At 33.3% G+C, this 22589-nt stretch carries 19 protein-coding genes; 18 read left to right on the plus strand and 1 reads right to left on the minus strand.

Going from position 1 to position 22589, the window contains the following annotated elements:
• Nucleotides 1-9 precede the first annotated feature (9 nt).
• A complete protein-coding gene (locus ACZZ9T_RS05810) occupies nt 10-432 on the minus strand; it encodes a hypothetical protein (protein WP_463441285.1) in 423 nt (140 codons plus the stop codon).
• A gap of 168 nt (nt 433-600) precedes the next feature.
• Between ACZZ9T_RS05810 and ACZZ9T_RS05815 the strand changes: the two genes are divergently transcribed.
• From ACZZ9T_RS05815 to ACZZ9T_RS05900, 18 genes are all read left to right on the plus strand, one after another.
• The gene (locus ACZZ9T_RS05815) at nt 601-1233 is read left to right on the plus strand and encodes a response regulator (protein ID WP_463441286.1); all 633 of its coding nucleotides are present in this window, start codon (nt 601-603) and stop codon (nt 1231-1233) included.
• Nucleotides 1234-1239: 6 nt separating this feature from the next.
• Nucleotides 1240-1929, plus strand: a complete 690-nt coding sequence (locus ACZZ9T_RS05820) for a hypothetical protein (RefSeq protein WP_463441287.1) — start codon at nt 1240-1242, stop codon at nt 1927-1929.
• A 672-nt stretch (nt 1930-2601) separates the two neighbouring features.
• Nucleotides 2602-3354, plus strand: a complete 753-nt coding sequence (locus tag ACZZ9T_RS05825; RefSeq protein WP_463441288.1) for a sensor histidine kinase — start codon at nt 2602-2604, stop codon at nt 3352-3354.
• 134 nt (nt 3355-3488) lie between these two features.
• Nucleotides 3489-5045, plus strand: coding sequence for a hypothetical protein (locus ACZZ9T_RS05830; RefSeq protein ID WP_463441289.1), 1557 nt, complete (start codon nt 3489-3491; stop codon nt 5043-5045).
• Nucleotides 5046-5260: 215 nt separating this feature from the next.
• On the plus strand, nt 5261-6553 hold the full coding sequence (gene eno, locus ACZZ9T_RS05835; RefSeq protein WP_463430414.1) for a phosphopyruvate hydratase: 1293 nt from the start codon (nt 5261-5263) through the stop codon (nt 6551-6553).
• A gap of 81 nt (nt 6554-6634) precedes the next feature.
• Nucleotides 6635-7921, plus strand: a complete 1287-nt coding sequence (locus ACZZ9T_RS05840) for a citrate synthase (protein ID WP_463430415.1) — start codon at nt 6635-6637, stop codon at nt 7919-7921.
• Between the two features lie 716 nt (nt 7922-8637).
• Nucleotides 8638-9552, plus strand: a complete 915-nt coding sequence (locus ACZZ9T_RS05845) for a dimethylarginine dimethylaminohydrolase family protein (RefSeq protein ID WP_463441290.1) — start codon at nt 8638-8640, stop codon at nt 9550-9552.
• Nucleotides 9553-9647: 95 nt separating this feature from the next.
• Nucleotides 9648-10040 (plus strand): four helix bundle protein, encoded by a 393-nt coding sequence (locus ACZZ9T_RS05850; RefSeq protein WP_463441291.1) that lies wholly within the window; start codon nt 9648-9650, stop codon nt 10038-10040.
• A 98-nt stretch (nt 10041-10138) separates the two neighbouring features.
• The gene (gene ctlX / locus ACZZ9T_RS05855; RefSeq protein WP_463441292.1) at nt 10139-11062 is read left to right on the plus strand and encodes a citrulline utilization hydrolase CtlX; all 924 of its coding nucleotides are present in this window, start codon (nt 10139-10141) and stop codon (nt 11060-11062) included.
• Nucleotides 11063-11085: 23 nt separating this feature from the next.
• Entirely contained in the window at nt 11086-11445 is a 360-nt protein-coding gene (locus tag ACZZ9T_RS05860) for an S-adenosylmethionine decarboxylase family protein (protein ID WP_463430419.1), read from the plus strand.
• Between the two features lie 4 nt (nt 11446-11449).
• Nucleotides 11450-12916, plus strand: coding sequence for a DUF4178 domain-containing protein (locus ACZZ9T_RS05865; RefSeq protein WP_463441293.1), 1467 nt, complete (start codon nt 11450-11452; stop codon nt 12914-12916).
• 3 nt (nt 12917-12919) lie between these two features.
• Nucleotides 12920-13114, plus strand: coding sequence for a hypothetical protein (locus tag ACZZ9T_RS05870; protein ID WP_463430421.1), 195 nt, complete (start codon nt 12920-12922; stop codon nt 13112-13114).
• Between the two features lie 13 nt (nt 13115-13127).
• Complete coding sequence (locus tag ACZZ9T_RS05875; RefSeq protein WP_463430422.1) at nt 13128-13343, plus strand: DUF350 domain-containing protein; 216 nt, start codon at nt 13128-13130, stop codon at nt 13341-13343.
• Complete coding sequence (locus ACZZ9T_RS05880; RefSeq protein WP_463441294.1) at nt 13336-14850, plus strand: polyamine aminopropyltransferase; 1515 nt, start codon at nt 13336-13338, stop codon at nt 14848-14850. Before ACZZ9T_RS05875 ends, ACZZ9T_RS05880 begins: the two co-directional genes overlap by 8 nt.
• The gene (locus ACZZ9T_RS05885) at nt 14825-16417 is read left to right on the plus strand and encodes an NAD(P)-binding protein (RefSeq protein ID WP_463442983.1); all 1593 of its coding nucleotides are present in this window, start codon (nt 14825-14827) and stop codon (nt 16415-16417) included. Before ACZZ9T_RS05880 ends, ACZZ9T_RS05885 begins: the two co-directional genes overlap by 26 nt.
• The gene (locus tag ACZZ9T_RS05890; protein WP_463441295.1) at nt 16414-17439 is read left to right on the plus strand and encodes a hypothetical protein; all 1026 of its coding nucleotides are present in this window, start codon (nt 16414-16416) and stop codon (nt 17437-17439) included. The genes ACZZ9T_RS05885 and ACZZ9T_RS05890 overlap by 4 nt, the downstream gene beginning before the upstream one ends.
• Nucleotides 17440-17762: 323 nt before the next feature.
• Complete coding sequence (locus ACZZ9T_RS05895; protein WP_463441296.1) at nt 17763-19316, plus strand: T9SS type A sorting domain-containing protein; 1554 nt, start codon at nt 17763-17765, stop codon at nt 19314-19316.
• 7 nt (nt 19317-19323) lie between these two features.
• A complete protein-coding gene (locus tag ACZZ9T_RS05900; RefSeq protein ID WP_463441297.1) occupies nt 19324-22587 on the plus strand; it encodes an RHS repeat domain-containing protein in 3264 nt (1087 codons plus the stop codon).
• Nucleotides 22588-22589: the final 2 nt, after the last annotated feature.

The following is a 22589-nucleotide window of genomic DNA, read 5'->3' on the forward strand; positions in this document are numbered from 1 at the left end:
TTTTTTTATTTAGATTTTAGTCTTTACGAGTTCAATGATATTATCACCCTGATGAATGATTAAGCTATCTCCTTTCACTGTTGCTTTCATATCATCTTTTTCATAAATTGTTTCATTGGTTTTAGCCTCAGTTTTGTCTAATACAAATGTTTTATTATTATTGATGATCGTTACATTTCTATTTTCAGATTCGTAATCAAAAACAACCTTTACAAGAGTACCATCTGTTGCCTTATAAACATAATCTGTTTTGATGGTCTTCTTCCCATTTACATTAATATTGTAAGCAATTGTAGAATCTGTTTTTCCATCATCAGCAAGAATTACTTGTTCTGCATTTTCGCTTTTTATAACTCCTTTGTTCCCTTCTTTTTTGCAGCTTGCTAATGATAGTGCGACAAAAGACGTTCCAAGTAAAAGTAAAGTTTTCATTAAGTTTATTTTTAAATTAAATTAATATTCTATTTGTATAATTTTCATTAAATTTAGTAAAAACAAAAAGGAAAACAATAACCTGAACTCAAATTTCAATTATTACACAAAAGTGTAATTGTATATTTTTTGTTTTCTGTTGAAATTTGTCTTAACGATATCAATAACATGAGCATTTCCATAGCCATAGTAGAAGACGAAAAAAACTACAACAATGCGTTGAAGAAAGTGATCGATTACCAAACTGACATGAAGGTGATTGCACAGTTCTTTGCCGGAAATGAGGCACTCAAAAATTTATCTCATATTTCTCCCGACGTAGTGATGATGGATATACGGCTTCAGGATATGCTGGGAATTGATATTATCATAAAGTTGAAAAAAGAAATGCCCACCACACAGTTTATTATGTGTACCAGTTTTGAGAATGATGAGATGATCTTCAACTCTCTAAAAGCCGGCGCTATGGGATATCTTATCAAGGGCGAAAGCATGGACAAAATTCTATCATCAATCCGTGACGTTTATAACGGAGGTGCACCAATGAGTTTTTCAATTGCAAGAAGAGTTTTAACTCATTTTGAAAGAAAAACAATTGAAGTGAAAGACTTTGAAGAGCTTACAAAAAGGGAAACAGAAATTGTAGAACTTTTGTCTCAAGGACTTTTATACAAAGAAATTGCAGATAAAATATGTGTAAGCATTGATACCGTAAAAAAACACGTCGGAAATATATACAGAAAGCTTCAGGTAAATAATAAAGTAGAAGCTATCAATAAATTTAACCATTTTAAAAACTAAAAAACTATGAAAAGCACAACAGAACTATTACAGATCGATGAGAAATTTCTAAATAAAAGGTTCACCGAAGAACAGTTAAAATGTACTCATGAAAAGGCAAGAACGATCCTGAATATTAATGATGATTTTAAAATTAATTGTCAGTCATTTAAGAATCTTGAAATTAATTATCAATATTTGCATTTTTTATTTATTGATAAAAGGTCGATTACAGGTGTTTCAATTTCTACTAATTTTGGAAATGACCTTTATTTTTTAATGATTACTTGTGATGCATATAGTTTAAATAATATTGATTATGACAATTGTGCGGTTTATATTGTAGACGATAATTATATAATTCAACCGTATACTTTTGATGCTAATATATATGAGCAGATAAGAGATCATTTTAGTATGTATATAGGACAGGAGATCAGATCAAACTCTTCGATAAATGATATTACAGAGTACATAACTTTTAATAAATCTGTAGTAGATCAATTTAGGATAAATATGTCTTTACATAATGAAATGACTGTTAAATTAATATTGATCCACACTGATTGCAGTTATAGAAATAGTACTAATAATAATCATGATGTCTCAGATTACCTTTCAGATCCTGAAAATCAAAATAGAATTTCTCTTGCTTTTCAACAAAATCCCATTGGAGGCAACACTGGTTTCTACGACATAGGAAATATGCAGCCGTAATGTATTCCGAATTTCAGTTAGCTTATCTCATCGTTCTATTTCTTGTCACTTCTTTTTCTATATTTTTATATCTAAAGAAGAGCATAAGACAGGAATTCTTGTATGTTTACTTAACTGTAAGCTTTCTTCTTGATTTCGTGATGTTTGTTCTTCAGATATTGTATGAGAATACAGCTCAATTTGGTTTTTTGTACAATATTTACATTCTTTTTTGCGCAATCTTTTTTCTGATTTATTTTAATAGAAATCAAAGAAGAAATTTAAAAATATTGAACAAATTGATTTTTTTCGGCTTTCTATTCATTTTTTCGTCAGCCATTTTTGTTAATTTCTTCGAAATCAATCAGGTAATAGGAATGTCATTCTCCTTTCTATACATTCTTTATAGCTTGATTTGGTTTTATGGTAAAATAATGTATCCGGATCAAAAAAGTATTTTAGATGATTCTAAATTTTGGGTCTCCAGCGGATTGTTGTTTTGGGGAGTGTTTTTTATTTTGAGAATTATTCCAAGATATTTATTTAGCAAAGTTGATGGGCAATTGCTGATTGTATCCCAATCATTTTTCTTCTGTGTAAATATTATTTTCTATTCATTATTATTTGTTTCTCTTTTAAAATATAAGAAAAAATTAAATGGATAATATCAATGAAATAAAAATTACATACGTTATGATCACAATTGTAATGATGTTCTTCGTGGCGTTCATTATTTTTGTGGTTGTAATTTATAATAGAAAGCAGCTTTTATATGTTAAAGAACAACAACTTCAAGAGTCAGAATATCAAAATCTGCTTCTCCAAAAAGAGCTCGAAAAACAAAAATCTATAGAGCTGGAGCGTGAACGTATTTCTCATGATATGCACGATGATCTCGGAGCAGGAATTTCAGCTTTAAAACTTCAGGCAGAATTTCTCAAACAGAAAGCAGAAGATGAAGATTTGAAAACAGATATTGATGAACTTCTGAAAACCTCCGAGGAAATGAATATTTCTATGCGGGAAATGCTTTGGAGCTTAAATTCTGGAAACGATACCGCTGAAAGTTTTATTGAATATGCTAAAATTTACGCAGAAAGCTTTTTGAAAAAGACATCAATTAATTTGAGTTTTGAAAATAATGCGATCAATAACTCTGTTGTAGCGATCTCTACAGAACTGAGAAGAAATATGTTTCTGTGTCTTAAAGAATCTCTCAACAATGCATATAAATACTCGGGTGCAGATCAACTAAAACTTTCGTTCTCATTAGAAAAGCAATATTTGATTATGAAAATATTAGATAACGGTAAAGGATTTAATATTGAGAATGCATCAGGAAACGGTCTCAGGAATATGGAAAGAAGAATGAAAGAATCATCCGGACAATTTGAGATTTCATCTACAGAAAAAGGAACTTCTATTTTTTTCAAGATTACTATATAATCTCTTTAAAATTTTATAACAGCAGTATCATTTTATGATGCTGCTTTTTTTTGTAATAATCACCCTTTTGGGTAATTGATTTGTGGGGTTTATAATGTGAAATTTGAAATGTAAAAACGTTTAAACTAATAACCATGAAAACTAAAATTTATCTGTATCTACTAGTGATTTTTTGCAATCCAATATTTGCGCAAAAACAAGATTCAATAGTATATGATTTCTCAAAAGGAATTTTTGAAAAAAATGGCGTAGAGCCAGAATTTGGAAAACCGATTGTTTTTAAGATAAAAAATATCAATAGAATATTTTATAATCCTGTTATCAAAGGTGTGATAGGAGAAGATATCGATAGTAATATTGATTTAAGAGCTCCCGCAAAAACAGAAAATACAGACGGAAAAGCACCAACATCTGCAAATATTGAATCACAGATTCTTAATAAAAAATTAGAAAACCAAAATTTCATAATTAAAAATCTATCTCAGTCCAAAGATTTTAGTAGCGAAGGATTGAACATATTAGATGAAGCTTTAGATTTTAGATCAAGTAAACCTGATACTGCTAATCAATTATATTCGGAATTCAAGAAAAAATTATCGGTACTATCCCAAAGAATGCAAATATATGTATATGTTATTAATATAATGAATGGCAGTTATAATAATTATTTGGAAAAAATTAATACTCCTCATTTGACTTATGATATTTATAAAAAATTATATGAAGATTCTAATCTTAAAACAAATACATTGGATTCATTTGAAAGATCAGCCATTTTAAATGCAAAAAAACATGACGATAAATATGTCACACTCAACGAATATTTAGAATGCAAAATCGAGTTTAAAGATTTTCTTGATTCAAAAGAAGTTCAAGATATTATTTTAGAATTTAATAGTACCGGCAATACTTTTGTTTCAGAAAATATTAAAAAAGAAATTGATGAATGGAAAACATACATAACAAAAACAGACGAAGATATTAATAAGATGAATCTTCACCAAAAACTTAATTATGTAGAGATAGTTAATAGAATTTTATTAAATAAAGATTCCTATGTTTACGTTTCTGAGCCAATACAAGCTTATGGGGATTATCTTAATTTCGATATAGATATTAAAGAAAAAAAGAAAATTGATGGTGAATATGTAATTTTCAGTTCAAACAAAAAATTCTCTTACAAAGAATTTGTAAAAGGTGGAATGCGTTTAGATTTTGGAGTTGGTGTGAGCCTTGATTTTGGATCGAAAAATCAAGAGTATGTAATTAATGAAGATAATGTTGGGAATAAATATCTCCTGAGTAGTACAAAAAGTGATTATTCACCAAAGTTAGTTGGTTTGCTGCATGCCAGTAGAAGAAGTAGTAACGACATTGCCTTTGGTTTTTCTCTTGGAACTGCTTTAGATGTTGCTAATTTCGATATCAGTTCAATATATATTGGTCCTAGTTTATTGTGGGGTAGATCTAATAAGGTCATATTTACAATTGGTCCTTCATTTAAAAAAATCAAAGAACTGAATCCGGAATTTCAGAAATATACCGGTCAAATATCTCTGCCATCAAGTTTTAATCTTGATGAGACAAAATATGTAAACAATTATAAGGTGGGAGTTTTCTTTGCAATAACATATAACTTAACCAATACACAAAGAGGGAAATTTTTACAATTATCAACTCCTAGTCCGTAAGTTTATAAGTTTGATGATTATAAAATAAGAATCGGCTTCAAATTTTAAACAGCAAAACGATTATACTACTCTCTTTTAAGCTTTTTCGAAAAAGAGTATTTTTTTTATCATAATATTAACTAAAATTTAACTCAAAAAACATCAATTGATATACTTCGAATAACGAAACAACTTATTTTTTAATTAAATTTGTCTAAACTATTAAATAAACAAAAATGAGTTACATTTCTTACATAGAAGCGAGACAGATTTTAGATTCGAGAGGGAATCCTACAGTAGAAGTTGATGTATTTACAGAAAGTGGTGCGATGGGTCGTGCTGCAGTGCCTTCCGGGGCATCTACCGGAGAACATGAAGCCGTAGAATTGCGTGATGGCGGTTCTGAATGGATGGGGAAAGGAGTTTCTAAAGCTGTAGAAAATGTAAGAGAAGTAATTGCTCCCGAATTAGTAGGTCTTCCTGTTTTTGATCAGAATCTTTTAGATCAGATCATGATCGATTTAGACGGAACTAAGAATAAAGGAAACATAGGTGCTAACGCAATTTTAGGAGTTTCACTGGCTGCTGCAAAAGCTGCTGCTGCAGAACTGAAAATGCCTTTGTACAAATATATCGGTGGTGTTAATGCAAATACACTTCCTGTTCCGATGATGAACGTAATCAATGGTGGTTCTCACTCAGATGCACCGATTGCTTTTCAGGAATTTATGGTAATGCCGGTAAAAGCAGATTCTTTCTCTCATGCGTTGAGGAAAGGAACTGAAATTTTCCATCATTTAAAAGCGATTCTTCATTCAAGAGGTTTGTCAACCGCTGTAGGTGACGAAGGTGGTTTTGCGCCAACTTTCAAAGGAACAGAAGATGCTCTGGATACTTTACTTCAGGCTATTGAAAAAGCTGGTTACAAGCCGGGCGATGATGTGATGATTGCATTAGATTGTGCAGCTTCAGAATTCTACAAAGACGGAGTTTACGATTACAGAAAATTCCAGACTCCTGATGCGGCTCAGTTCACAAGCAGTGAGCAAGTTTCTTATTTAGCTGAATTGGCAAATAAATATCCGATTATCTCTATCGAAGATGGTATGCAGGAAAATGACTGGGAAGGTTGGAAAATGTTAACCGATAAAATTGGTGACAGAGTACAATTAGTAGGTGATGATTTATTTGTTACCAATGTTGAGAGACTAAAAAGAGGAGTTGACGAAGGTATTGCCAATTCAATTTTGGTTAAAGTAAACCAAATCGGTTCTCTTTCTGAAACGATGGCAGCTGTACAAATGGCTCAGCACAACAAGTTTACATCAGTAATGTCTCACAGATCTGGCGAAACTGAAGATTCTACAATCGCAGATTTAGCGGTTGCCATGAATTGCGGTCAGATTAAAACTGGCTCTGCTTCAAGATCAGACAGAATGGCGAAGTATAACCAATTGTTGAGAATTGAAGAAGCTTTGGGAGAAACAGCATATTTCCCAGGATTGGATGCTTTCAAAATAAACAGATAAATTAAATAAAAAAAACAGCAAACTTTTTTGGTATTGCTGTTTTTTGTGTATTTTTAAGAAATTTAAATAAAATATTATATAATGTCAGACAACAAAGTTATATTGAATTATGACGGTAATTCGTATGAATATCCTATCGTAGATAGTACAATCGGAGACAGAGGAATAGATATTTCAAAATTAAGAGATCAAACCGGTCTTATTACCTTAGATTTAGGGTACAAAAACACAGGTGCTACACTTAGTGAGATTACTTATCTGGATGGTGATAAAGGAGAATTGTTCTACAGAGGTTATCCTATCGAGCAAATTGCTGAGAAGTCAAACTTCACAGAAGTAATGTATCTTTTGTTACACGGTGATTTACCTACAGCAGATCAGTTCAATACCTTCAACGGTAATATTAAAAAATATAACTTCGTAGCAGAAGAGATGAAAAAAATCATCGATGCTTTCCCTCGTTCTGCTCATCCAATGGGAGTTTTATCTTCTCTTACTTCTGCATTAACTGCTTTTAATCCTAAAGCTGTTAATGTAAACTCAAAAGAAGAAATGGATCTTGCTGCAGAATTGCTGATTGCAAAATTTGCTCATCTTGCTGCATGGACGTACAGAAAAACCCTTGGTTTACCATTAAACCACGGAGATAACAACCTGAACTATGTAGAAAATTTCTACAAAATGTCTTTCAGACAGCCAAATGCTGATTTCGAGATCAATCCGGTTGTCGTACAGGCTTTAGACAAATTATTGATTCTTCACGCTGACCACGAGCAAAACTGTTCTACATCTACTGTAAGAATGGTAGGTTCTGCTCACACAGGTCTTTTTGCTTCTGTATCTGCAGGTATTTCTGCACTTTGGGGTCCTCTTCACGGTGGTGCAAACCAGGCAGTTATCGAAATGCTTGAATTGATCGAAAAAGATGGTGGTGATGTTAATAAATGGGTTGAAAAAGCGAAAGATAAAAACGACAGTTTCCGTTTGATGGGCTTCGGACACAGAGTATACAAAAACTTCGATCCAAGAGCAAAAATCATCAAAAAAGCTGCTGACGATTTGTTAATTGCATTAGGAATTGAAGACAAAGCACTTGATATTGCAATGCAGTTAGAAAAAGTAGCTCTTGAAGACGAATATTTCATCGAAAGAAAATTATATCCAAACGTAGATTTCTATTCTGGAATTATTTACAGAGCGCTGGGAATTCCTACAGAAATGTTTACCGTAATGTTCGCATTGGGAAGACTTCCGGGATGGATCGCTCAGTGGAAAGAAATGAGATTAAAAGGAGATCCGATCGGAAGACCAAGACAGGTGTACCAAGGAGCTCAAAAAAGAGATTACATCGATATTTCAAACAGATAATATTATTTTCTTAGATAAATTTAAATCCCAAAGTTTTTGCTTTGGGATTTTTTGTAAAAATATATTTGGGAATTTAGCGCTTTACGAATGCAATTTTTGTAGCAAAACAAATCCTTCAATTGAGCTCCGTAGGAGCGTAACGTTTGTAGCACAGAAATTTAGACTCTTTTTCAGCTCCTTAGGAGCGAAATGTTTGTAGAAAGAAGAGCCCTTATAAGCTGAGCTCCGTAGGAGCATCATGTTTGTAGAAAGAAGAGCCCTCATAAACTAAACTCCGTAGGAGCGGAATGTTTGTATCAGAAAAGATCATTAATCAATCAGCTAATTGATACTGTCCACTCTATAATTTATATTTGAATCAAAAATTATTCAAAAGATGAACCTAGTACGATGTTTTGGTCATTTAAAAATTGCTTATATCTAAAAATTCTTAATGAATAATCATTTAAAATAAATCAAAACTGTAAACTGTAATTTTCAATTTAAAGATAATATCATTTGATTTCAATATCCATCCCTTATTTCTATCTGAAAAAGAGAAATTAAACAGATAGAATTTGAATATTTTGACAATATTTCAAACCAATATTGTAGGCATAAATTCCATGCATTTTATTCAATATTAAATTTTTGACTTCAATGCCGTTTCATTATATTTGTTGCTCATGCTATGTAAAGAATGCTTTATTTAAAGCAAATACATCAGAAGAATTTTTATGAAATTAAATATCAAAAACGAAACCGGAAGATTAAAATCTGTGGTTTTGGGTCAGCCTAATTCGATGGGGCCAGATCCTACTTTAGAAGAAAGTTATGATGCGAAGTCATACCATTCCCTTCAGCACAATATTTATCCGAAAGAAAAAGATATCATAAATGAAATGGAAGCTTTTGAAAAAGTGCTGAAAAAATATGATGTAGAAGTCTTGCGACCAAGCATTATCAAAGATTATAATCAGGTATTTGCAAGAGATGTTTCATTTGTCATTGAAGATAAAATGATCATTTCTAACGTCATTGCAGACCGTGCTGATGAGCAAGATGCTTATCGTTCAATTTTCGAAAAAGTAAAATGGCGTGATATTATCAATCTTCCCGACACGGCTCATATTGAAGGTGGAGACGTCATCGTCTGGAATGACTTTATTTTTATAGGAACTTGTTTTTCACAAGATTACAGGAATTATAAAACAGCCCGCACCAACGAATATGCGATTGAAATCTTGAAAGAATATTTTCCCAAGAAACGAATTCTCGATTTTGAATTGAAAAAAAACGACAGAGAACCCTATCAGGGGATTTTGCATTTAGATTGCACCTTCAACCCCATTGGTACTGATAAATGTATTGTTTACAAGAACGGTTTTGTTGACGAAAGTGATTACAATTTAATCATCGATATTTTCGGAGAAGAAAATTGTTTCCATGTTACAGATGAAGAAATGTTTGAAATGTTCCCGAATATTTTTTCAATTTCTCCGGAAGTTGTCGTTTCAGACAGTTCGTTTACAAGAATGAATAATCACTTGAGAAACGAATGGGGAATGACCGTGGAAGAAATTCCATACAGAGAAATTTCTAAAATGGGAGGACTTTTACGTTGCTCTACGATGCCGTTGGTGAGAGAGTAATATGTTTGAGAGTCGGAGTGTTTGAGTTTTTGTGAATTTTATGACTTCTGATTGAAATATTATTGATTTTTTTTATTTTAGTTAAAAATACAAAGATGTCAACAATTAAATTTCATCAAGATTTAAAAATTTATCAAAAATCATTTGATACAGCAATGGAAATCTATGAACTTTCAAAAACATTTCCGACAGAAGAACGCTATTCCCTTACAGATCAAATTAGAAGATCATCCCGATCAGTTTCAGCCAATATCAGCGAAGCTTGGGGCAAAAGAAAATATGAAAAATCTTTTGTAGCAAAACTAACCGATTCTGAAGGTGAGGCGAGAGAAACTCAAACATGGCTGCAGTTTTTATCAGCCTGTAAATACATAAACGAAGAACAATTTAATAATCTAAATAATCAGTATAATCAAATAATAGGGATGTTGGTAAACATGATGAATCAGTCAAAAAGTTGGTGTTCATTCACTCATCATGAGAAATAGGTTTTAGATGTAAAATATGTAATAGTTAAGTTAATAACTTTTATTTTCAGACACTTAAGCCTCTAACTCTCCCAATCAAAAACCCTCCTACTCAAACTATGCAGACAACAGATACAGTACTAATGATAGAGCCGATTGCATTCGGGTACAACGCAGAAACGGCAAAGAATAATTACTTTCAGATAGAGCAAAAAGGTGCAAATATTCAATCTAAAGCTTTGGCAGAATTCAAAATTTTTGTTGAAAAACTGAAAAGTAAAGGCATTAATGTAATTACGATAAAAGATACCATCGATCCGCACACACCAGATTCTATTTTCCCAAACAACTGGGTGAGTTTTCACAATGATGGAAAAGTAGTTTTATATCCTATGTTTGCTTCTAACAGAAGAGTTGAGCGAAGAGAGGATATTATCGAAACTATAAAAAATCAGGGTTTTGAAGTTGCTGAGATCGATGACTGGTCTTTACCGGAAATTCAGGGTCACTTTTTAGAAGGAACAGGAAGCATGATCTTCGATCACGAAAATAAGATTGCTTATGGTTCGGTTTCTTTAAGATTGGATGAAAATTTATTCAGAGAATTTTGTGATAAATATGGTTTTATGCCGGTAGTTTTTCATTCTTTTCAGACAGTCGGCGAAGAAAGACTTCCGATTTATCATACAAATGTCATGATGTGTGTTGCAGATCAGTTTGTTGTTATTTGCCTTGATTGTATCGATAACGAACTTGAAAGAAGTAAAGTTATCGAAACCATTAAAAATTCTGGAAAAGGAATCATTGAAATTTCGGAAGAACAAATGCAGCAGTTTGCAGGAAATATGCTTCAGGTTAAGAATAAAGATGGAGAAAGGTTTCTTGTAATGAGCCAAACCGCTTATCAGTCCTTAAACCCGGAGCAAGTTTCAAATATTGAAAAATACTGTGAAATTATCTATTCAGATTTAAATACCATTGAAGTCAACGGTGGTGGAAGTGCACGTTGCATGTTGGCAGAAGTTTTCTTACCGAAAAAATAATATATTTGTAAAAAATTATTTCATTGCAGCCATTATCAAATAAAGGTTTACATATTCTTCTAACTTTGGAAACAGAGTTGGAAGCTTTGTTATTAGACAGTATCCAGTTTTTAGAATATATCCATTCTATTTTAGAGCAAAAGCATGTGGAAGTGGTTGGTGTCACCAATCATATTTTTGAGAACCAAAGTTTTACTTCGGCTGTCTGTCTCAAAGAATCACACCTTACAATTCATACATGGCCAGAGTTTAAGCAGTTAACTTTTGATGTTTTTCTCTGCAATTATACGCAGGATAACACAGAAAAGGTAGAGCAGATTGCAAATGAAGTTGTGAGGTATTTTAGTGCCAAAATTATTCAGGAACACAAGATTTACAGATAACACGATGCAATATATTTGTCCGGTTTGTAAGAAAGAAAATAAAATAGCGATCACATTCTCTATTGAAGAGTACGTGTGTCAACACTGCGCTAATTTGATTGATGTTGAGCAGAATATCTCCAAAAAAATCGTAAAAAAGCCAACAGAACATGTTGTTTTGGAAATCGGTCAAAAAGGAATACTGCAGGATGTAGAATTTACAGTCATATCAATCATTATCCGCAAATACGGAACGGATATTTTTTGGAGAGAATATACTTTGAAAGATGCTTCAGGAAATGATCTCTTTCTCAGCGAAAGCGATGGACATTGGGTTTTGTTGGAGCTTATTCCTACTCAAAAGTTTGTAAGTATAACTAAATCTTTAGGAGAATACAACGGAAAAAAATACCGATGGTACGAGACTACTCAATGCTATATTCATGCTGCGACAGGTTTTTTCGAAGATAATTTATATTTTAGAATTGCCACTTACAAAGAATTTGTAAACGGAACGGATATGATTTCCCGTGAAGAGTCAGGAAGCAAGCCAGAATATTTTAAGGGAAAACATATTTCAAAACACGAAATCAAGAAAGCCTTTAAAATTCAGAATCTTCCTACCTATTCAGGAATAGGAATTGTACAGCCCTATTATGTAGATATGAAGCAGGCAATCAATATTTTGTGTATTGCCGCACTTTTTATCTGTCTGGTTCAAACGTATGTGTATGTTTCCAGAACCAATGATACGGTATTTCAGGAAAAAATTCAATTCAAAAACGTTACCGATAAAGAGCTCCTTTCTAAAAGTTTTACACTCTCGGGAGGTTCTGCACCATTAAAAATAGATGTGCATGCTGATGTTGACAATTCCTGGGCAAATGTTCAGTTGAGCCTTGTGAATGAAAATACCAACGAGTCAACGTATGTATCAAAAGATATAGAAAAATATTCTGGTGTAGAAGGAGGAGAAAGCTGGAGTGAAGGCAGTGACAGTGAAGATTTTAATATTTGCGGTGTAGCACCCGGAAAATACCATTTCGTTCTATCAGCTGAAAAGCAGCCCCCAGCAGAAACTGTTTCGCTCAACACGTTATCTTCGGATAATGGAGTAACGATCTCCAGAGAAGCATCAGGAATTATCAATGTGATCAACAATACCACTAAAGAAACTCTTTCCTTTGGTGACGTAAAAACATTAGAAACAGACTCGAGCGATACAGGAAAATTGGTCAGGATGAGTTTTCCGAATAAAAACTTAGATTCTCTTCTGAATATAAATTCTGTAATTCAGACTCCTGCTTTAAGCGCAATATCTGACGAAAGTTCGGTAGATGTAAAAGCAACATGGCTTCCTGTCTCGTTCTGGAATTTTTGGATCATCATTCTTTTAATGGTACTGATATATGTTATCTGTTATGTCGGAAGATATTACTTCAATGTTTCAAAATGGAAAAACAGTTCAAACTCACCTTATCCACAATCATAAATTATGAATGCAGTTTTTACCTACTTTAAAAATAATTGGTTTCTGTTGATGACAGGAAGTTTGTTTGTGGGCTGGTTTGTTTATCTTACTTTTGAAGGAAATCAGCTTTGCGACTGCGAAAAAACAGAAACTTACAGAGACGGCACAGCAAGAAGACATTCTACAGGCGTGGGTTACTACAGATATTATCACAAATAAAAATTATACAATCATGGAAAATATAAACTTCTTACCGGTTATTAATTCAGTTATTTATTCATTTTTAGGCATCGCAATACTATTGGTTTGCTATGTGATTATAGAAAAACTGACGCCTGAAAAAACATGGCATGAGATTGCTCAGAATAAAAATATTGCACTGGCTATCATCTTCGGATCTTTTATCATAGGGATTTCTATTATCATCGGTTCGGCAGTTCATGGATAAAAAAAGACTGTCTTTAGAACTGCTTTTGCTTTCATCGGTTTTTGTCATTGCAACGTGCGGATTGGTTTACGAATTGGTTGCAGGAACATTGGCAAGTTATCTTTTGGGAGATTCTGTGAAGCAGTTTTCCTTTATCATCGGGGTGTATCTTTTTTCGATGGGAGTAGGTTCTTATCTGGCCAAATTTATCAAAGGGAGTTTAATAGATAAGTTTATTGAGATAGAAATTCTCGTAGGAATCGTTGGCGGGATAAGTTCTGTTGTGCTTTTTCTGCTCTTTAATACAGTAGGGCATTTTGAATGGGCATTGTATGCTTTTGTCTTTGCAACGGGATGTTTAGTAGGGCTTGAGATTCCTTTGCTGATGAACATTTTGCAGGATAAAGTTCAGTTTAAAGATTTAGTTTCCAATGTTTTTGCTTTTGATTATGTAGGAGCTTTATTGGCTTCTATTCTTTTTCCGCTCATCCTGATTCCGAATCTGGGGATCATTAAAACACCTTTGTTTTTCGGATTAATTAATATTTCTATTGCCATTTTTTTGTGTTTTTATCTGCAACGAGATTTAAGGAATTCTTTATCATTAAAAATAAAATCAATTGGCGCTTTTGTCTTACTCTTGTTTTTATTCATATTTTCAGATAAGATTTTATCCTTTTCAGAAGAAAAACTATATGGTGAAAATGTGGTTTACGCAAAAAATTCACCTTACCAGAGAATTGTTTTAACGAGAAACGCCAAAGAATTCAGATTATATTTAAATAACAATCTGCAGTTCTCATCAACCGATGAGTACCGTTATCACGAAGCTTTGGTACATCCTGCAATGTCGATGGCAAAAAAAATTGATCAGGTTTTGATTCTCGGTGGCGGTGACGGTTTTGCTGCTCGTGAAGTTTTAAAATATAAAGATGTTAAAAATATCACATTGGTAGATTTGGATGGAGAAATGACCAATTTCTTTAAAACCAATGAAACGATGCGTCATCTGAACCAAAATTCTCTTTCCGATAAAAAAGTCAAGGTTGTTAATAAAGACGCCTATATTTGGATCAAAGAAAACCGATCAAAATTTGATGTGATTATTATTGATTTTCCGGATCCTTCCAATTACAGTTTAGGAAAATTATATTCTCTGCAGTTCTATCACGAGCTTGAAAAAGTGACCACAACCGATACAAAGATGGTTGTTCAGACCACTTCACCGTATTTTGCGCCAAAATCTTTTTGGTGTATAGAAAAAACAATACATGAGGTTTTTCCTTTCACCAGTGCCTATCACACTTACGTTCCTTCCTTTGGCGAATGGGGATTTTCGATGGCATCTTTTGAGCCGATTAACAATAAGGTTTACAGAAAAATTCCGGATCTTAAATTTTATGATTACAATTTTTCTCAGATGTCTTATTTCACCAAAGACATGAAGGTAGATTCTGTAGAGGTCAATCGATTAGATAATCAAATATTAGTACGTTATTTTGATGAAGAGTGGGGGAAAGTACAGTAGAAAAGATTTCCTTAAAACAATCTTTTTAGGCAGTCTGATGCTGCCTTTTTTGCAGTATTGTGAGAAAATAGGTAAATCTTTGCTGCTGAAAATTACCGGAACCAATCATATTTTGGGTCACCAGCTTTGGGCGAAAGATTTCCCTCCTTTTTCGGAAGAGATTCATGTCAAATATCTAATTGTCGGAGGCGGTATTTCCGGGCTTTCGGCGTGTCGTTTTTTAGATCAGAACAATCAGGAAGATTTTCTTCTGCTCGAAATGGAAAATCATCTCGGCGGAAACTCGTCAAACGGACAAAACAAATTTTCTAAATTTCCTTTGGGAGCGCATTATTTACCTTTACCCAACAAAGAAAATACAGAAATCATCGATTTTCTGAAAGAAAGTAAAATTTGTCTCGGGGAAGATGAAAAAGGCGAACCGATTTTAGACGAATATCAAATGACTTTTCCGCAGCAGGAAAGATTGTTTTTCAAAAATTCGTGGCAGAATGATGTAGTCCCGCAAAAAGGAATTTCTCAGGAAGTTCAAAATGAGCTTGATCGATTTTTTACTCTAATGAATCAGTTTCGTCTAAAAAAAGATTCTCAGGAAAAACATTGGTTTGCAATTCCTGTTCAGGATTCCAGCAGAGAAGATGAGGTTTTACAGTTAGAGAAAATCATTTTTAAAGATTGGCTGCAGCAGAAAAATTTTAAATCTGAAGAATTGCTTTGGTTTTTAGACTATTCCTGCAGAGATGATTACGGATTAGGAATTGATTACGTTTCTGCGTGGGCAGGAATTCACTATTTTGCAGGAAGAAAAAACAACTGGAGTACAAAATACAAAGATCAGGTTTTCACATGGCCTGAAGGAAATGCAAGACTGACAAAACATTTTTCAAAATATATTCAAAACAAAAATTTAACACAGCATTTGGTTTTTGAAGTTACCATAAAAGATGATAACGTTGAGGTTTTAAGCTTCGATAATATTCAGAAAAAGACCAAGAAAATTATTGCAGAAAAAGTGCTTTTTGCTACGCCGCAATTTGTGAATGAAAGAATATTTAAAAACAGAAATACAAAATCTTTCCATTATGTGCCGTGGCTTCTGACCACCATTACATTGAAAAACGAATTCGGTGGTGATGAAGAACTTGCCTGGGATAATGTGATTTACGGTTCAGAAGGTTTAGGATATATTTACGATCAGCATCAGAATATCAATCAGATTTTGGGCGAAAAAGTAATTACCTATTACAAAAGTTTTTCTTCTAATGATTCCAGAAAAGTAAGAAAGAAACTGTATTCCATGAAGGAAGATCAGCTAAAAAATATGGTTTTAGAAGACCTGAAGATAGCGCATCCTCTGATTGAAGATTTTATTGTTGAAATGGAATTTCATAAAATGGGTCATGCGATGATTGCACCGGTTCCCAATCAAATCTTTGGTAAAGAAACTGCAAAAGCACAAGAACCGATTGAAGGAAAAATATTTTTCGCTCACACTGATTTATCCGGGATTTCAATTTTTGAAGAAGCCTTTTATCAGGGAATCAGAGCTGCAAAACAGATGATATGAAGCAACCTTGGATACATAATGCAAAAACAGACAGCTGGCTGATTCTTTTGCCTCCTTTTTTGATCTTGGCGGTTATTTTTCTTTTCCAGAAACAGATTCAGAATCTTGAAAATCAATATTCTTTCTACACATGGCTTTTCCTGATCGTGTTTATAGATGTTGCTCATGTATATTCAACTTTATTTAAAACGTATTTCGTAAAATCTGAAGTTCAGAGAAAACCTCTTTTGTATTACGGAATTCCTGTTGTAAGCTGGGTTTTAGGATTGATTTTATACCAATTCGGAAGTTTGACGTTTTGGTCTGTTCTGGCTTTGGTTGCGGTATTTCATTTCATTCGTCAGCAGTATGGTTTTATGCGGATTTATGCCCGGTTTGAACCCAATACCCGTAGTAAGAGAATAGATGAAATTGCCATTTATTCGGCTACCATATTTCCGATGCTGTATTGGTTTAAAACACCCAGAGCTTTCACATGGTTTGTTGAAAATGAATTTACATGGTTTAAAAATCTTCCTGATTACATTGGTTTTATTTCAATTTTATATTGTATCATTCTGGCAATCTGGATTATTAAAACGGTTGTTGAATCTTCAAAAACGAAACAACTTAATATTCCCAAAGTTTCTATTATGGTTGGAACTTATCTTTCATGGTATTTCGGGATTGTCTATTTCAACAATGATCTGGTTTTCACTTTTCTCAATGTCATTTCACACGGAATTCCTTATGTTGCTTTGGTTTACATCAGAGAAATTAAACAGAAAGAAAGTCATCAACTGAATCAACTGTCTGTTTTCAAATCCACATTCGGAATCGTTCTATTTATTGCTGTGATTTTAGGATTTGCGTTTTTTGAAGAATTTTTATGGGAAATATTCATCTGGAGAGAACATTTTTCATGGGATTTTAAACTCTCAGAATTTTGGTTCCCGTTTTTGGTTCCGCTACTCGTGGTTCCTCAACTGACGCATTATTTACTGGATGGATTTATCTGGCGTAAACCAAAAGCAAGAGATTAAATAATCTTTTCAAATCTAATTAATAAGGCAAAAACTAATTCTAAGATGAAATTATGGTAGAATACAGTTTTTATCTTAAAATTTTAGCAGAAGTATAAAATTTATTTTCTGTTGATTATGTTTATTTACTCTGATAGTATGACTTTTTAAGAGCTTGCCTTTTGTTAATAACACGTCAAGTTTTGTCGTTATGACAAATTAGATTTGTCGAATTGAAATGTGATATCAGTCATATTAATTCTCATTAATGAGATTATAATATACGTTAAAAAAAGTTAAATTCGCAACATAAAATAATAACCATAAGAAATTAAAACTCTATGATGAAAAAGCTCTACACGAGTGCAGTTCTGTGCGCTGCTGCAATATTCTATGCTCAGGATGTGGTATGGCAGAAAGACATCAAATCCTCCACTCAGGATTTTCTTTCTCAGGTGACCACAACGATCGATCAGCAATATCTCATTACAGGAAGTTCCATTCAGGCAAAAAAACTGACTTCCGAAAACAAACAGAATAACGGTTACGATTTTCATTTGGTAAAGCTCAACCAGCAGGGTGAGGAAGTCTGGGAAAAATATTTATCGGGACAAAACCATGACTTTCTTTCTGCAACGGTTGCCACACAGGAAGGCGGTTTTTTACTGGCAGGAACTTCGTACTCCAACGCAGGATTAGACAAAAAAGACAATGCAAAAGGCGGCAGCGACATCTGGCTCATCAGAATCAACGAATTCGGAGACGAGCTATGGCAGAAAACTTTAGGATCGGCTCAGGATGAAGAAGCGAAAGCAGTGATCCAAACTACAGATTTCGGATTTTTTGTTGCAGGAAATGTTCAGAATGCTCCAAAAGGTCACGGATCGAAAGATGTAGTGATCTCAAGACTGGATAAAAACGGAAAAGAATTGTCACAAATCATTTTAGGCGGCAAGGGACTGGATGAAGTGGAAAAAATGATTCCTACTTTGGATGGCGGTGCTTTGCTCGGAATTTACTCAAGAAGTACTGTTGGCGGTTCCAAGAAAACCGAAAACTTCGGAGAAGGTGATTTTTGGATTGTAAAGCTGAATAAAGAAGGAAAAGTAGAATGGGAAAAGAACTTTGGAGGTAAAAGTGATGACCATTTGCGGACTTTGGCAATGACTTCTACAGGATTTATCGTTGGCGGAGAATCAAGATCAGAAAGATCAGGAAATAAGACAACAGGAATTGAAGAAGGAACCGACATCTGGTTGATTTCTTTAAATGACCGAGGTGAAGAACTGTGGCAAAAATCCTACAATTTTAAAAACAGGGATGTTTTGATGGGGATGAATGTGATTCAGAGGAAAGATGAAAGAGCAAAGAATAAAGATTTAACTCAGGGAATTTTACTCGGTGGTTATACACAGGCAGAAGGCAGAATTGAAACCGATGACGAAACCTTCTGGATGTTGTATTTAAATTCTGAAGGCAGCGAACAGTGGAGAAAGCACGTAAAGGGAGAATCTAGAAAAAAGGAAGAACGTTTGTCTGACATCAAATTAAACAGAGACGGCTCAATTATTTTAGCTGGAACCAGTGCCGAAGAATTAGGAAAGGAAAACTGGAAGATCGTTAAGTTGGGCGATAAACAGCTTGATCAGTTGATTGAAAAGCAGGATATTAAAATCTATCCGAATCCTGTTTCGGATTACTGTTATGTGGAGATTGGGCTTGATTTTAAAGAAGCAGATATCACGATTTATGACATGGGCGGAAGACAGCTCCAAACACTAAAAACCAAAAACAAAATCACGAAGATCAATACGCAGAATCTAATTCAGGGAGCTTATTTGGTGACGATAAAAACGGATACGAATAAAACTGCGAACGCTAAATTGATTAAGAAATAAAAACATAATGAAAAAAATAATTACTGTTATTGGATTAATAGCTATGCAAATGTATTGGGCACAAGATGAAGATTTTCTCCCCAAGATTGTTCCCCCTTCACCACAAGCCTCAGAACTTGGGAAATATGGAAATGTTCCTGTAGGAATGTTTACAGGATCTCCGAATGTTAATTTAAATATCTATACTTTACAAGAGTCAGGTTTGAGTATTCCGATAAATATAACTTATAATTCAAATGGAGTTCAGGTTGATGGGGTTGCTAAACAGCTAGGAATAGATTGGAATCTAATTGCGGGTGGAGTTATATCAAGACAAATAAATGATCTTGATGATCTACAGTTTCCTTTCACTAATGTAAATACTACAAGTTTATGCTTATATGATAGTGCTGAAGGTGCGAATGTAGCCAATGGGACAATAGATACAGAGAAAGACATATTTCATTTTAACTTTTTAGGGACTTCAGGGAAATTTTATTTTGAAGGGAATGATATCGTCCAAATTGAACCATCGAATATAAAGATTGAAAGATTACCTGCCCCTAACAATGCAACGCCAAAATTTAAAATTATAGATATTGATGGAACAGAATACTATTTTGGCGGAATAAATGCCGTTGAAAAATCATTCAACAGGAGTCACTGCGGAGGTGTAACCCCACCAATATTATATGATACGGCATGGTATTTAAGTAAAATAAAGACAAATCAGGGACAAGAAATATTTCTGAACTACGAACAAGAAAATTTTCAATATATACAATCATACTATCAGAAAGCTATATCCGGAGGCAATAATAGTAGCTTACCTAATGCAGTATTATATCCGCCTTGTTATAACGAGTTACGTCATGATACATCTTTTTTAAAGGAAATTATAATCAATGATAAAAAAGTTAATTTTAATTATCAAAAAATAGATCCTAATTCCAATCAATCCAAACAGCTTATTTCTATTGATATATTTAACAATACCTTAAATATTATAAAGAAATTTATTTTTAATTACTATAGTTATGGGGTTCTTAATAGTTCGGGAATATTAAATTCATATACAGATACTAATGAAAAACATATTTTTTTGAAAGAAATCAAAGAAGTAGCTCCTATGACTAATGAAAGTCTCATAAAATATGCATTTGATTATTATTCTCCGGAACAGTTGCCTCCAAGGCATTCTTTTGCAAAGGATATTTATGGATATTATAATGGTGCAACTAACAACAGTAATATTATATACAATAACCTTGTAAATCAAAATCCAATAAATAATACCGATGCAGTTTATAATGCATTTAAAAATATAAGTTCTAATAGAACTCCTAGTTATATATATACTAAAAATGGAATGTTGAAAAACATTTATTATCCTACAAAAGGCAAATCAGAATTGGTTTATGAGCCTAATTCTATTTCTAGAGATAAAACAATTACTCCTCCTATTGTACAATTGGCTGATGCTGTAATTTCTGAATCGGTTGGCTACAATACCATTGTCTATTCACAAATCTTTACTGTAAACAGTAATATCACTGCTACTTTGTATGCTGTAGCATGGAGGGATTGCGGAGCCGACGATCCTGTACATCCTCCTCAAGTAAGTGTAAATGTAATAAACGCAGACACAGGAGTTATAATCCAGTCTCTTTCTACAAACGAAACCCCTGCCAACACAACTGTTATACTATCACCAGGTATTAATTATAAATTAAAAAGTAGAGTGAGTCGCCCTTGTTTAGGTGCTAATGCATTCATCAATGCTCCTGCAGGTTCGCCCTACACAGTTAGAGTTAATGATCCTGTAGCGGGAATGAGAGTTTCAAAAACATTAAATTATGATAATAATGGAAATATAGAAACTAAAAAATACTTTTACGGAAAATTAGAAAGTCTCGATACTACTTCTGGAGTTTTTGCAACAGAAGATCCTCAACTTGATAGAAATGTTGATTTGTTTCAATCATCAAAAATTTACAATTACTCGACAACCATTGTAACATCTAAATATACCATGAATTCTAATCCCAAAGTCAATTTATCTTCATTAGATGGTTACATGATTATGTATCCTTACGTGGTAGAGAGTTATGGAGAGAATTTTGAAAAGGGTGGAGTTTTGCATAATTTTTCGGACAATAAAGAAACATTCCCAGAATATGTATGTCAAGATGAACTTTTTAGAGGAATCTCTTTCTCTAATAATTTTCTTGCTGGACGCGAAAAGTTGAATAAAACATTTAGAAAGGTTAATAATAATTTTATTACACTAAGCTCAGAAGAGTTTATTTATAGTTTAAATCCTGTTTTTAATAAAACTATAAATAATTATGTTGGAAGAGTAGTAAAAACTACCGAGGAGATAACAACCGACTCTTATGGAAATACTTCTACTATTACCTTTAAATATTACGGTATCAACAGGTATCAATTACGAAGCCAGTTTCATTTTCTCTCTTCTAAAAAAACAACTTTATATGATACAAACGGACAAAACCCACTGTTAACTCAGACAGATTATTTTTATAATAATCCTCTGCATTTTCAGTTAAGTAGTCAGAAAAATATTTATGCTGATTTAAGCACAAATCAAACAAATTACCAATACGCTTATGAGAAAGGAAATCAGCTAATGATAAGTAAAAATATAATTGGTATTCCATTGGAGACTACGATTTTGAAAACAGAAAATAGTACTACAAAAACATTGTCAAAAACAGAAAAAGTTTATCCTGTTTCACAATCAGACGCCGATGTCAAAACTTCCGGACTTGCACTTCCATATGAAGTAAAATCAACTGACCTTTTGGGATTAAATTCTACAGAAGTCACTTTTGATCAGTATGATTCGAAGGGAAATTTATTACAGTACACGACGAGGGAAGGTAAACCGACATCGATAATCTGGGGTTACAATCAAACTCAGCCTATTGCAAAACTCATAGGTGCAAGTATGAGTGATATTCCTCAAGCAATGATTGATACCATTGTCCAATATTCAGTTACAGATGCCTCACAAGGAACTCCGGTATCTGAAAACGATTTAATTGCTCAGTTAGATATTTTCAGAAAGCAGTTTGAAGCTTTACCGAGAAGAAACGCCCAAATCAGCACTTACACATACGATCCTTTAATTGGTGTAACGAGTATCACTCCGCCATCAGGAATCAGGGAGTTTTATTTATATGATTCAGCAAATCGTCTAAAAGAAATCAGAGAAAACAATGCGTCAGGTAATATTCTGAAAGAGTTCAGGTACAACTACAAACCATAAAA

Source organism: Chryseobacterium sp. AC417 (genome assembly GCF_979258215.1).